11 protein-coding genes are annotated in these 12,335 nt (G+C 60.6%); 8 read left to right on the forward strand and 3 right to left on the reverse strand.

Annotated features, from left to right (window positions below):
* Entirely contained in the window at positions 1 to 816 is an 816-nt protein-coding gene (locus ABNH18_RS12390; RefSeq protein ID WP_349383109.1) for a sulfurtransferase, read from the reverse strand.
* Positions 817 to 919: 103 nt separating this feature from the next.
* Positions 920 to 1,969 carry a small ribosomal subunit biogenesis GTPase RsgA gene (gene rsgA, locus ABNH18_RS12395; protein WP_349383110.1) on the reverse strand — a complete coding sequence of 350 codons (1,050 nt, stop codon included), beginning with the start codon at positions 1,967 to 1,969 and terminating at the stop codon, positions 920 to 922.
* A gap of 100 nt (positions 1,970 to 2,069) precedes the next feature.
* Between rsgA and orn the strand changes: the two genes are divergently transcribed.
* Positions 2,070 to 2,615, forward strand: a complete 546-nt coding sequence (gene orn, locus ABNH18_RS12400; RefSeq protein ID WP_349383111.1) for an oligoribonuclease — start codon at positions 2,070 to 2,072, stop codon at positions 2,613 to 2,615.
* A gap of 159 nt (positions 2,616 to 2,774) precedes the next feature.
* Here the strand turns inward: orn and queG are convergent, their stop codons facing one another.
* Positions 2,775 to 3,824, reverse strand: coding sequence for a tRNA epoxyqueuosine(34) reductase QueG (gene queG / locus ABNH18_RS12405; protein ID WP_349383267.1), 1,050 nt, complete (start codon positions 3,822 to 3,824; stop codon positions 2,775 to 2,777).
* A 99-nt stretch (positions 3,825 to 3,923) separates the two neighbouring features.
* Between queG and ABNH18_RS12410 the strand changes: the two genes are divergently transcribed.
* The 7 genes from ABNH18_RS12410 (at position 3,924) to hflX (ending at position 12,321) form a co-directional block, all read left to right on the forward strand.
* A complete protein-coding gene (locus ABNH18_RS12410; protein WP_349383112.1) occupies positions 3,924 to 5,438 on the forward strand; it encodes an NAD(P)H-hydrate dehydratase in 1,515 nt (504 codons plus the stop codon).
* 20 nt (positions 5,439 to 5,458) lie between these two features.
* Positions 5,459 to 5,887 (forward strand): tRNA (adenosine(37)-N6)-threonylcarbamoyltransferase complex ATPase subunit type 1 TsaE, encoded by a 429-nt coding sequence (gene tsaE / locus ABNH18_RS12415; protein WP_349383113.1) that lies wholly within the window; start codon positions 5,459 to 5,461, stop codon positions 5,885 to 5,887.
* Positions 5,888 to 5,905: 18 nt separating this feature from the next.
* Complete coding sequence (locus ABNH18_RS12420; RefSeq protein ID WP_349383114.1) at positions 5,906 to 7,249, forward strand: N-acetylmuramoyl-L-alanine amidase; 1,344 nt, start codon at positions 5,906 to 5,908, stop codon at positions 7,247 to 7,249.
* Between the two features lie 102 nt (positions 7,250 to 7,351).
* Positions 7,352 to 9,223, forward strand: coding sequence for a DNA mismatch repair endonuclease MutL (mutL, locus tag ABNH18_RS12425; protein ID WP_349383115.1), 1,872 nt, complete (start codon positions 7,352 to 7,354; stop codon positions 9,221 to 9,223).
* 73 nt (positions 9,224 to 9,296) lie between these two features.
* Positions 9,297 to 10,283, forward strand: coding sequence for a tRNA (adenosine(37)-N6)-dimethylallyltransferase MiaA (gene miaA / locus ABNH18_RS12430; protein WP_349383116.1), 987 nt, complete (start codon positions 9,297 to 9,299; stop codon positions 10,281 to 10,283).
* A 246-nt stretch (positions 10,284 to 10,529) separates the two neighbouring features.
* On the forward strand, positions 10,530 to 10,811 hold the full coding sequence (gene hfq / locus ABNH18_RS12435; RefSeq protein WP_349383117.1) for an RNA chaperone Hfq: 282 nt from the start codon (positions 10,530 to 10,532) through the stop codon (positions 10,809 to 10,811).
* A 136-nt stretch (positions 10,812 to 10,947) separates the two neighbouring features.
* Complete coding sequence (gene hflX / locus ABNH18_RS12440; protein ID WP_349383118.1) at positions 10,948 to 12,321, forward strand: ribosome rescue GTPase HflX; 1,374 nt, start codon at positions 10,948 to 10,950, stop codon at positions 12,319 to 12,321.
* Positions 12,322 to 12,335 lie beyond the last annotated feature (14 nt).

The raw sequence follows: 12,335 nt of genomic DNA on the forward strand, positions 1-12,335 counted from the left end.
TTATTCGGTTTTTTGCGCGGGAGTATCAGGGTGATTTCCCCATTCGGCCCAAGAGCCGGCGTAGCCGCGCATGCGTTCAAAGCCCAGTAACTTGCCCACCAGCCAGGAAAAGCTGGAGCGGTGATGGGTTTGGCAGTGGGTAATCACTTCCTTGTCACCGGTGATGCCCAGGGCGGCCAATTCAGCGCGGATGTCTTCCAATGGACGCAGGCGCAGGTTGTTCTGCTTGTCCATGGGCTCGGTCCACTCGTGGTGGCGGGCGCCGGGAATGTGCCCGGCTTTCTGGGCGAAGGCGCGCACGCCGTCGAACTCGTCCAGGGAGCGGGAATCCCAGATCACCACATCGTCATCCTGATAGTGGTCCAGAAGATAATCCAGGTCCACTTCGGTCAGCGGGTCGTGAGTGACCACTTCGTAATTGCTGGCAGTGGGTTCATGGGCTTCGCTGCTGGTGGCGTGCCCTTCTGCCAGCCAGGCATGAATGCCGCCGTTCAGGTAGCTGTAGTGCTTGTGCCCGATGGCGTCCAGGGTCCACAGCAGGCGCCCGGCCCAGCCGCCGCCTTCGTCATCATAGGCGATGACATGGGTGTCCGGGGTTAGCCCCAGCTCGGAGAAAAGGTCACTCAGGGCGTCGTCCGAAGGGATCATGCCCGGCGCGGGCTGGGCGCCGGTCTGCAAGCGCTTGAAATCCAGATGAATGGCGCCGGGGACGTGGGCCTGGACGTAAACGGCAGGCTTGCTCAGGTCGATGATGAGCAGGTTGTCGTTGTCGAGACGGTTGGCGAGTTCGGTGGGTTCGAGCAGCAGTGGCAGCATAGGGACGCAATGGATAGTGAATAATGGAAAATGAATAACGAGAGGTTCTCCTCGTCAGTGGGCTCCATTATCAATTATCACCTATCAATTATCCATTGCCCTGTCAGGAGTAACGCTCGCGTCCTTCTTCATCCAGGGTGTCGGCGATCTGGTAGAAGTTGGCCAGCCGTTCCTCGTCAATGTCTCCGTTGTCGGCAGCGGTGATCAGCGCGCAGCCCGGCTCGTTGCGGTGTGAGCAGTTACGGAACTTGCAGTAACCGGCCAGCTCGGAGAGTTCCCGGTAGCCGTGTAGCAGGTCGTCTTCGCCGATGTGCCACAGGCCGAATTCGCGGATGCCGGGCGAATCGATCAGCTGGCCGCCGGTGGGCAGGTGGACCAGCCGGGCGGTGACGGTGGTGTGCTGGCCCAGCCCAGAGTTGCTGGATAGCTCGCCCACCTGCAAATCCGCCTCCGGCAGGACGCCATTGACCAGTGAGGATTTGCCCACCCCGGACTGCCCGACAAACACGCTGGTTTTACCCACCAGGGCGTCGTGCAGCGGTGCCAGTCCTTCGCTTTGGTGGGCGCAGACTTCCAGCACGGGATAGCCGAGGGCGCGATACATGTCGGACAACTCATCCACAAAAGGTCGCAGGGTCTCGTCGATCAGGTCGGCTTTATTGAGCACTAGCGTGGCCGCAATGCCAGACAGTTCCGCGGCGACCAGATAGCGATCGAGCAGGGCGCTGGACGGCGTGGGCAGGGGCGCAAAGACCACCAGCATCTGTTCTACATTGGCGGCGACCGGTTTCAGGTTGCCGTACATGTCCGGGCGTTTGAGGACCGTGTCGCGGGGTTCAATGGCGACGACGACGCCCAGACCTTCACTCTTGGGCGGCTGCCAAATGACATTGTCGCCGACCACCAGCTGTTCCAGCGTGGCGCGAAAATGACAGCGGCGCGTCTGTCTGCTCTCGCCATTCGGGCCATCGGTATTTTCCACTTCCACCTGTTGGCCGAAATGGGCAGTGATATACCCGTGTTGCTCATCGCCCAGATCGTCGGCCACCAGGGTTTCCTGTTGGTCGGTACGGCGGTTGGCGCGGTCGCGCTTTTCTGCCTGGATTTTTTCGATGCGCCATTGCTGGCGGCGATTGAGTTTGCGTTTGGCCACGGGTTATTGCGGTCCTGTCTTCGGGTATGAGATCTAGTATGAGAATAGGGGCATGCTACCATGGAGGCCACATTCCGCGTAGCAAAGAGATGCCGAGCCCATGACCGACAAGCGCAATAATCTGATCTGGATCGATCTGGAAATGACCGGCCTGAGCCCGGAAAACGATCGCATCATCGAGATCGCCACCATTGTCACCGATGCCGAGTTGAATGTGCTGGCAGAAGGGCCGGTGCTGGCGGTGCAGCAGAGCGATGCGCTACTGGATGGCATGGACGAGTGGAATACCACTCACCATAACAACTCCGGGCTGGTGGCACGAGTGAAGGCCAGTATGGTGAACGACGCGGCGGCGGAATCGCAGACCATCGCGTTTCTTGAGCAGTACGTGGAAGCGGGCATGTCGCCCATGTGCGGCAACAGCATCTGCCAGGACCGCCGTTTCCTGGCCAATTATATGCCGCAATTGGAAGCCTTCTTTCATTACCGCAACCTGGATGTGTCCACCCTGAAAGAGCTGGCGCGTCGTTGGAAGCCGGAAATCCTGCCGGGCTTCAGTAAAGAGAACAAACACCTGGCGTTGGACGACATTCGCGAGTCCATCGCCGAGCTGGTGTATTACCGCGAGCATTTTATTGACGCCTAACGGCGACGCATCATGCGGCACGCTTCACGCAACACGTAAAAAACCTGAACCGTAGTGTGCTTTCCCGTAGGAGCGGCGCTTGAGCCGCGAACCGAGCGTAGCGAGGGTTCCGAAGCAACGTTGTTCGCGGCTCAAGCGCCGCTCCTACGGGTAATCGTTTCAGGTTGGAAGGTGCTGCGCCAGCGCCCACTGCACATGCTCTTGCACTGTCTCGTCCGGATAGTCGCGTCTTTCCTTCAAGGCCTTGATAACGTCGTCTGAGGTGGGCGCATTCCCCAGCGCTACGGCAATATTACGCAGCCATTTCAGATACCCGGCGCGACGAATCGCCGATCCCGCCGTGCGCTCCAGAAAATCCTCTTCGCTCCATGAAAACAGTGAGACCAGGTCACTGTCGCCCAGCCCGTGGCGGGGGTGGAAATCGGTTTCGCCGGTGTGCTGGGAGAAGCGATTCCAGGGGCACATGAGCTGGCAGTCGTCGCAGCCGAAAATACGGTTGCCGATGCCTTTGCGCAGGTCTTCCGGAATGCTGCCTTCGTGTTCGATGGTCAGGTAGGAAATGCAGCGCCGGGCATCCAGCTCGTAGGGCGCCACAATGGCGTCGGTGGGGCAGACGGTGATGCAGGCTTTGCACTTGCCGCAATGGTCTTCGCCGGGAGTATCCACCGGCAAGGCAATGTCGGTGTAGATCTCGCCCAGAAAGAACCAGCTGCCCGCTTCCCGGTTCAACACCAGGGTGTGCTTGCCTTGCCAGCCCAGCCCGGCTTTCGCCGCCAGCGGTTTTTCCATTACCGGGGCGCTGTCCACAAAGGCCCGGGCCAGCTCGCTGTCCGCCACGGCCTCACGAATGCGCCCGGCCAGAATCGCCAGGCGCTTGCGGATCAGCTTGTGATAGTCACGGCCCAGGGCATAGCGGGACACATAGGCCTTGTCTTTCTGTTGCAGCAACTTCACCGGCTGGGTGTCCGGGGGCAGGTAATCCATGCGCGCGGAAATCACCCGCAGGGTGCCCGGTTCCAGCTCCCCGGGGCGAAAGCGTTTGTTGCCGTGGGCCGACATCCACTCCATTTGCCCCTGATAACCTTTCGCTAGCCACGCTTTCAGTTGCGCTTCTTCGGCGTGCAGATCCGTATCGGCAATACCGATTTGCTGGAAGCCGAGTTCGCGGCCCCATTGCTGGATTTGGGCTTTCAGTTGATTCAGGTCCATGACGTTTCGGGGCAACCGGCTCTCGTGCGTATAATGGCGGGAAATGTGTTGTGGCGCCCCGGTAAACGGGGGCGCACGAAATAACGCGAAGGATAACAGGTGACCGAGCTACCTGCTGCTTTATACACCGCGGCGCAGACCCGCGAGCTGGACCGACTGGCCATTGCCGCCGGCACCCCGGGCGCCGATCTGATGGAGCGGGCCGGCCAGGCGGCCTTTGATGCCCTCTGCGAGCGTTGGCCCCAGGCCAGTACGTTGGCCGTGCTATGCGGCGGCGGCAATAACGGCGGCGATGGCTATGTGGTGGCCCGGTTGGCCGCTGAGGCTGGCCTGCAGCCTCAGATCTGGTTTACCACCCCTCCGGATCAGCTCAAGGGCGATGCCCTGACCATGGCTCAGCGCTGTCAGGCGGCGGGGCTTCCCATGCAGCCGCTGTCGCTGGGTGCCTTGCCGCATAGCGCGGATCTTTTGGTGGATGGCCTGTTGGGCACCGGGCTAACAGGCGCGCTGCGAGATGAGGTGGCGGCTCTGTTGAAGGCCCTGAACGCCTTGCCGATCCCAGTATTGGCGCTGGATATTCCCTCCGGGCTCAGTGCCGACAGCGGCATGCCGCTGGGCGCGGTGTTGCAGGCGCAGATGACGTGCACCTTTATTGGTCTCAAGCGTGGTCTGCTCACCGGCGAAGGACCGGTACATGCCGGAGCGATACAATTTTTCGATTTGCAGGTAGAGCGAGGCGTGTACGCGCAGGTGCGGCCGGATTGCTTCAGCCCCGGCGCCGAGGCGCTATGGCATCGCCTGCCACCCCGTCGCCTGGATGGTCATAAAGGCGATTACGGCCATGTGCTGGTCATTGGTGGCGACCACGGTTTTGCCGGGGCGCCTGTCATGAGCGCCCAAGCCGCGGCCCGTTGCGGGGCGGGTAAGGTGACGCTGATCACGCGCCCGGCCCATGTGTCAGCAGCCCTGATTCGCCAGCCGGAAATCATGGTGCGTGGCGTGGATCAGCCGCAAGAGGCGGCTGCATTGATCGAGGCGGCCACGGTGATTGCCATAGGTCCCGGCTTGGGCCTCGATGCCTGGGGCCGGGCCTTGCTGGACGCGGCACTGGCGGCGGGCAAGCCGCTAGTGGTGGATGCGGATGCGCTGACCCTGATTGCCGGGCAAGCGGATATCGGCACGGCGGACTGGGTGCTCACCCCGCACCCCGGCGAAGCGGGCCGGTTGTTGGCTGTGCCAGCTCGGGAGGTCCAGCAAGATCGTTTTACTGCGCTGGAAAGCTTGACTGCCCGCTATGGCGGTACGGTGCTGCTCAAGGGGTTGGGCACTCTGGTGCAGGGCGAGTCCGCCGGCGTGGAGGCTGGCCGGGCGCTGATCCGCGAGGGCAACCCGGGTATGGCTTCCGGCGGCATGGGGGATGTACTCACCGGGGTGATTGCTGCCCTGCGAGCCCAGGGCCTAAACAGTTTCGATGCCGCCCGCTTCGGCGCCATGGTGCATGCCCGTGCGGCAGATCGCTGTGCGGCGGTGCGGGGTGAGCGGGGTTTGCTGGCCACTGACTTGCTGGATGAATTGCGCCAACAATTGAATTACGGGTTGCCGGAATGCGAATGACAGGAACAGGCGGGGCGTCAATGAGCCAGGAGGTTTACGATTTGCCGGATGAGGCAGCCACCCTGTCGCTGGGCGCTGAATTGGGCCACCGCCTGGCGGCGGGCGGCTGCGTTTATCTTGAAGGCGACCTGGGGGCGGGGAAAACCACCCTGGTTCGCGGTATGCTCCGTGGCCTGGGGCATGAAGGGGCTGTAAAGAGCCCGACATACACCATTGTGGAACCCTACGAGATTGGCGGCGTCCATATCTATCACTTTGACCTGTATCGTCTGGCGGATCCGGAAGAGCTGGAGCTGATTGGCGTACGGGATTATTTCGATGGCAGCTCCTTGTGCCTGCTGGAGTGGCCAGAGCGGGGTGCCGGTGTGGTGCCAACGCCGGATTTGACCATTACACTGGCCGTGAATGGCCATGGACGAAAAGCGACCCTGGAATGGGTTGGTGACTAAACGCCTATGAAAAGACGCATGCACAATAAGAAAACGGTTTCGACCGTGTTATTTACTCTGGCTGTATTGTGCTGGGGTTCGCTGGCGTTTGCCCAGACCTCCATCGACTCCGTGCGCCTGCACCGGGCGCCGGATCACACCAGGATTGTATTCGACCTGCCCGCGCCGGTGGATCACAAGCTCGACAAGCTGGCCAACCCGGATCGCATTGTGCTTGATCTGCAGGAGGCGGCGCTGAATTTCGACGTAAAAACGCTGGATTACGCCAGCAGCCCCATTGCCAACATCCGGGTGGGCAAGCACACGGACAAAACCCGGGTGGTGCTGGACATGAAAGAGTCCGTGCGCACTCGCACCAACCTGCTCAAGCCCATCGAGCCCCACGGCTGGCGCCTGGTGGTGGACCTGTTCGACAAGGAGCTGCAAGCCACCGACAAAGCGGACAAGCCCGAACCGAAAGAGCAGGCTCAGCCCAAGGCGCAGCGGCTGATGATTGTGGCTATTGATGCGGGACACGGCGGGGAAGACCCTGGCGCCCGTGGACCCAGTGGCACCTATGAAAAGACTATCGTTCTGCAAATTGCCAAAAAGCTCGAAGCCAAGGTCAATGCCAAGGCCGGTATGCGGGCAGTGATGGTCCGCGATGGGGATTATTACGTACCGCTGGTGGAGCGCCGCAAGATCGCTCGGGAAAAGCACGGCGCGGATGTGTTCGTGTCCATCCACGCGGATGCTTTCACCGATGCCCGCGCCCATGGGGCCTCCGTGTTTGCCCTGTCTAATCGCGGCGCTACCAGTGCCCGCGCCCGTTATCTGGCCAAGATCGCCAACGAATCCGACCGCGTGGCCGGGGTGTATGAAGAAGAGGAAGATGACAGCTCGCTGTACAGCGTGCTGGCGGATTTGCAGATGAATGGGTCCATGGCTGGCAGCCTGTATCTTGGCCGGCAGGTGCTGCTGGAGATGGGTAAGGTGACCAAGCTGCACGGTGGCCGCGACAAGGTGGAGCAGGCCGGTTTCGCGGTGCTCAAAGAGCCGGAAATGGTGTCTATTCTGGTGGAAACCGGCTTTATTTCGAACCCCACCGAAGAGCGGAATCTGCGCTCCTCGGCGCACCAGACCAAGCTGGCCCGCTCGGTGCTGAATGGCATCGATGCCTATTTCCGTAGCCATCCGGCGCCCAATAGCTGGTACGCCGCCCAGCGGCGCGAGCGGGGCGATGAGTATCGTATTCAGCCCGGTGATACACTGTCGGAAATTGCGCAACAATACAGTGTTTCCGAGCAGTCGATCCGTTCGGCCAATGGCATCAATGGCGACAGCATCATGGTTGGCCAGGTGTTGAAAATTCCTCGTTCGTAATAATCCGCTGGCATGCAACACGCATCATGCCGGCACGCTAGATACTAAGCGTGCCGGGTGAGCGTTGTGTGGCGGAGCAGATAACTTTCTAAAGGATTTGTTTTGTCCAAGATTCAGTTGCTTGATTCCCGCCTTGCTAACCAAATTGCCGCTGGTGAAGTGGTTGAGCGCCCTGCGTCTGTGCTCAAGGAATTGCTGGAAAATGCGCTGGATGCCGGGTCAGAATCCATCAGTGTAGATGTGGAGCAGGGCGGGGTGAAGCTGGTGCGGGTGCGCGATAATGGCAACGGCATCGAACGTGACGACTTGCCGTTGGCCTTGTCTCGTCATGCCACCAGCAAGATTCGCGGCCTGGATGATCTGGAAGCTATCGGTACGCTTGGTTTTCGCGGCGAGGCGCTGGCGGCGATTAGCTCCGTGTCCCGGTTGAGCCTGGCCAGCAATGTGGAAGGCGAAGCCGAGGGCTGGCAGGTGACCGTGGAGGGTCGCGATATGGCGCCTTCAGTGTCGCCGGCCGGCCACCCCCGTGGCACCACCGTGACCATGCGCGACTTGTTTTTTAATACGCCAGCCCGGCGCCGCTTCCTGCGCACCGAAAAAACCGAATTCAATCATCTTGAAGAGGTGTTCCGGCGCATTGCGCTGAGTGAATTCAATACCGCGTTCCGTCTTACCCATAACCAGAAAGTCATTCATCAGTTGCCCGCCGGGCTAGACGAGACCCTGCGTGCCGCGCGGGTGGCCAAGTTGTGTGGCAAGGGCTTTATGGAGCAGGCAGTGGCCGTGGATGTGGAGCGAGATGGCTTGCGTCTGCACGGCTGGATGGGGCTGCCCACCTTTTCCCGCTCCCAGGCCGACTTGCAGTATTTCTATGTGAATGGCCGAGTGATTCGCGACAAGGTAGTCAGCCACGCAGTGCGCCAGGCCTATGCGGATGTACTCTACCACGGCCGTCATCCGGCCTATGTGCTGTTTTTGGAGTTGGACCCGGCCATGGTGGATGTGAACGTTCACCCCACCAAACACGAAGTGCGCTTTCGCGAGCAGCGCATGGTGCACGGCTTTCTGTATAGCTCCCTGCATCGTGCTATTGCCGGGGTGCGCCCGGGCCAGGAGCTGGCGGGTTCGGTGGTTGATGAAGGCGCGCCAGCCGTCGGTATGGACGCGGCCATGGCGCCAAGTCAGGGGAATATGTCGCTGTCTTCGCCAATGGGTGGAGGGATGTCGTCCCTGTCGCGCCCTGCCGGGCAGGCCTACCCGCCCGGCGGTGGCAGTGCGTTTGGTTATGGTCAGGGCCAGCGGCAAGCCGATGCCTATGGCGCCCTGGTGGGGCAGCAGGTCAGCGAGGCGGCGCCGTCGGTGATGCCGCCGGCCAGTGACAATGAAACCGTGCCGCCGCTAGGTTATGCGGTGGCGCAACTGCACGGCATCTTTATTCTGGCTGAGAACCAGCAGGGCATGGTGGTGGTGGATATGCATGCCGCCCACGAACGGATCACCTACGAGCGGCTCAAGCAGAGCTGGGCGGACGACAAGGTGCGCAGCCAACCGTTGCTGGTGCCTGTGTCGATGGCTGTGTCCTCCCGGGAAGCCGATTTTGCCGAGCAGCAGCCGGAGGTGTTTTCCCGGTTGGGCTTTGCGGTGCAGCGCGCTGGGCCGGAAACGCTTGTGGTGCGCGAAGTGCCTGCGTTGCTACGTAATGGTGACAGCGAGACCATGGTGCGCGATGTGCTGTCGGATTTGCTGGCCGAAGGCAGCAGTGAGCGCATTGCCCAGAAGCTGGATGAGCTGCTCTCCACCATGGCCTGCCACGGCAGTGTGCGGGCCAATCGCCGCCTGACCATCCCGGAAATGAATGCCCTGCTGCGCGACATGGAAGCCACCGAGCGCTCTGGCCAGTGCAATCATGGCCGCCCCACCTGGACCCAGATGAGCATCAAAGATCTGGACCGATTGTTCATGCGGGGGCAGTGAATTATGGCCGCTTGCACGCGACACGCAGGCAGGCAACACGCGGAGGGCGCGCGGTCTTTCGCGTGTCAGCGTGATGTCTGAAGCGTATCTGCCTATCTTGTTGCTCATGGGCCCTACCTGTTCCGGCAAGACGGCGTTGGCCATTGAGGCGGCGCAGTCCCTTCCTATTGAAATCATCAATGTGGACTCCGCATTGGTGTATCAGGGCTTGAATATCGGTGCGGCCCGCCCCACTGAAGAAGAATTGGCATTGGCGCCACATCGGTTGCTGGGGTTTCGTGATCTCACCGAGCCTTATTCCGCTGCCGATTTTCGTGCTGATGCGCTCCGCCATATCGAACAGATCCACGCCAATGGCAACTTGCCGTTGCTGGTGGGTGGAACAGTGCTGTATTTCAAGGCCCTGGTGGAAGGGTTGGCGCAGCTGCCGGAGGCGGATTCGACCGTGCGGGCAGAGATTGCAGCACTGGCTGATGAACAAGGCTGGCCTGCGGTGCACCAGGCGCTGGCCGAGGTGGATCCGGTGACGGCGGCGCGCCTCAAGCCCACGGACCGGCAAAGGTTACAGCGAGCGCTAGAGGTTTTTCGGCTTACGGGTCGACCGTTGGCCGCGTTTCATGCGGAGCATCATAAAACGGTCACAATGAACGCGGATGGTTTAAGTCAGTTCAGCGGATTGCCGTATCCCGTGCTCAGCATGGCTCTGGCACCTCAAGACCGGGGCTGGCTGCATGAGCAGATCGCTCTGCGTTTTCGGGCCATGCTGGACGCCGGATTGTTGGCGGAAGTGGAAGGGCTACGGCAGCAGCCACAGCTGCATCCGGATTTACCCGGCATCCGGGCGGTGGGTTACCGCCAGGTGTGGGAGTACCTGGAGGGCCAGCATGAATACGACACCATGGTGGAGCGGGGCATTATTGCCACGCGCCAGCTGGCCAAGCGTCAGTTCACCTGGTTGCGCAAATGGCCGGATCTGCAGTGGTTCGATAGTAATGATCTGTCACAGCGAAAGGCGCTGTTTGAGCGGCTTGCGAAGATCTGTAAATCTGTGTTTAGTTAGCCCAGAAAGCATGCGTTTTGGTTTATAATGTAATGACTGCATAGGTCAGCGATGTTACTCGGGAATGGTGTCGCGGCCATGGATGGGTCGGGGCCCGGAACCTTTTGAGCGGGTTGTTGACAAAAATTTGCCCGGTGGCGCACCGGGCGAAGGCAGTGGCCGTTTGGGACGGTTTCGCTGCTTTAGCGCGCTGATTGCCCGAAGTGTTGGGCACTACTTTTTACTGTTATTTCAAGGAGATCTACCATGTCAAAGGGGCACTCGCTACAAGACCCTTTCCTGAACGCGCTGCGCAAGGAGCGTATTCCGGTATCTATTTTTCTGGTGAACGGAATAAAGCTGCAGGGGCAAATTGAGTCTTTTGACCAATATGTCGTGCTGCTGAAAAATGCAGTCAGCCAGATGGTATACAAGCACGCAATTTCTACCGTGGTACCGGCCCGTAACCCGCGCGCAACCGGTAACCCGGCTATGGCCGCAGGTGCAACGGGTGCGCCTGCCGCCGAAGAAGAGTACGGCAATCAGTAATACCGGTTGCTTTGCCTGATTCACACAGAGCCACCTTCGGGTGGCTCTGTGCGTTGTGCTGTGTGTAATGTATTTCCTGCCTTTCTATCTCCGTCCTGGTTTAAACTAGGTCGACCTGTCCCCATATCCGGATCCTATGGAATTATTTGATCGTACAGAGCAAACACGCACCGAAGCCGGCGAGAGGGCCATTTTGGTTCATCTGGAGCTGCCCGATGCCATGGGGCGTGAAGACCTGGACGAATTTCATCACCTGGTGACTTCCAGCGGCGTGCAACCGGTGGTCGAATTAACCGGCAAGCGCGATCGCCCGGACCCGGCCCTATTTATTGGCACCGGCAAAACCGATGAGCTGGCCGCCATGGTGGGGGAGTACAAGGCCGACGTGGTGTTGTTTAACCATGCGCTCAGCCCAGGCCAGGAACGCAACCTGGAGCGGGTGGTGAAGTGCCGGGTGCTGGATCGCACCGGGCTGATCCTCGATATTTTCGCCCAGCGGGCGCGTACCCATGAGGGGCGCCTGCAGGTCGAGCTGGCACAGTTGCGGCACCTTTCCTCTCGCTTGGTGCGGGGGTGGACTCACCTGGAGCGACAGAAAGGCGGCATCGGCCTGCGTGGGCCAGGTGAAACCCAGCTGGAAACAGATCGGCGCTTGCTGCGCGACCGTATCCGCGGCATCGAAGCGCGCCTGGACAAGGTTCGTAAGCAGCGCGCTCAAGGTCGCCGGGCACGACAGCGCTCGGAGACCCCGCTGATTTCCCTGGTGGGCTACACTAATGCCGGGAAATCCACCCTGTTCAATGCCATTACCACCGGCGATGTCTATGTGGCGGACCAGCTGTTCGCCACCCTGGACCCGACCCTGCGAAAGGTGAAGGTGCCGGGTGTGGGGCCAGCCATTCTGGCGGACACCGTGGGCTTTATTCGTCACCTGCCGCACCGGCTGGTGCAGGCATTCCGGGCGACCCTGGAAGAAACCGTCAACGCGACTCTGTTATTGCATGTAACCGACTGCAGTGCGGAAGAGCGTGACAGTAATGTGGCCGCGGTAGACGAAGTGCTGGAAGAGATCGGTGGCGACAAGCTGCCCGTGCTACATGTCTACAACAAGGTCGATAACCTGGACCAGGCGCCCCGGATTGAGCGTGATGAGCATGGCCAGCCCTGGCGCGTCTGGATTTCCGCGCAGACTGGTGATGGCTTCGACCTGTTGTTCGAGGCTATCGCGGAGCGGCTGGCGGCCGGCTGGGTGGATTGCTGGGTGCGGTTGCCTGCCTCTGCAGGGCGCCTGCGTGCGCGCTTGCACGAGGCCGGTGAGGTGCTGGAAGAGCAGACCGATACCGACGGCAGCATGTTGCTGCGTATCAATGTGAACCGGGTGCACTTTGAGCGCCTGCTTCGTGAACAAGGATTAAAAGAGGAAGAGCTGGTAATTCCGGCCCCTGCGGTTGCAGGTGACGACACCCCTTCCTACAATTCAGAACGCTCGTCTAACGCGAGTCATCATTAGGCCGGAGCTCATTG

Origin of the sequence: Alcanivorax sp. (assembly GCF_040118815.1) — a bacterium.
Lineage (GTDB): Bacteria > Pseudomonadota > Gammaproteobacteria > Pseudomonadales > Alcanivoracaceae > Alcanivorax.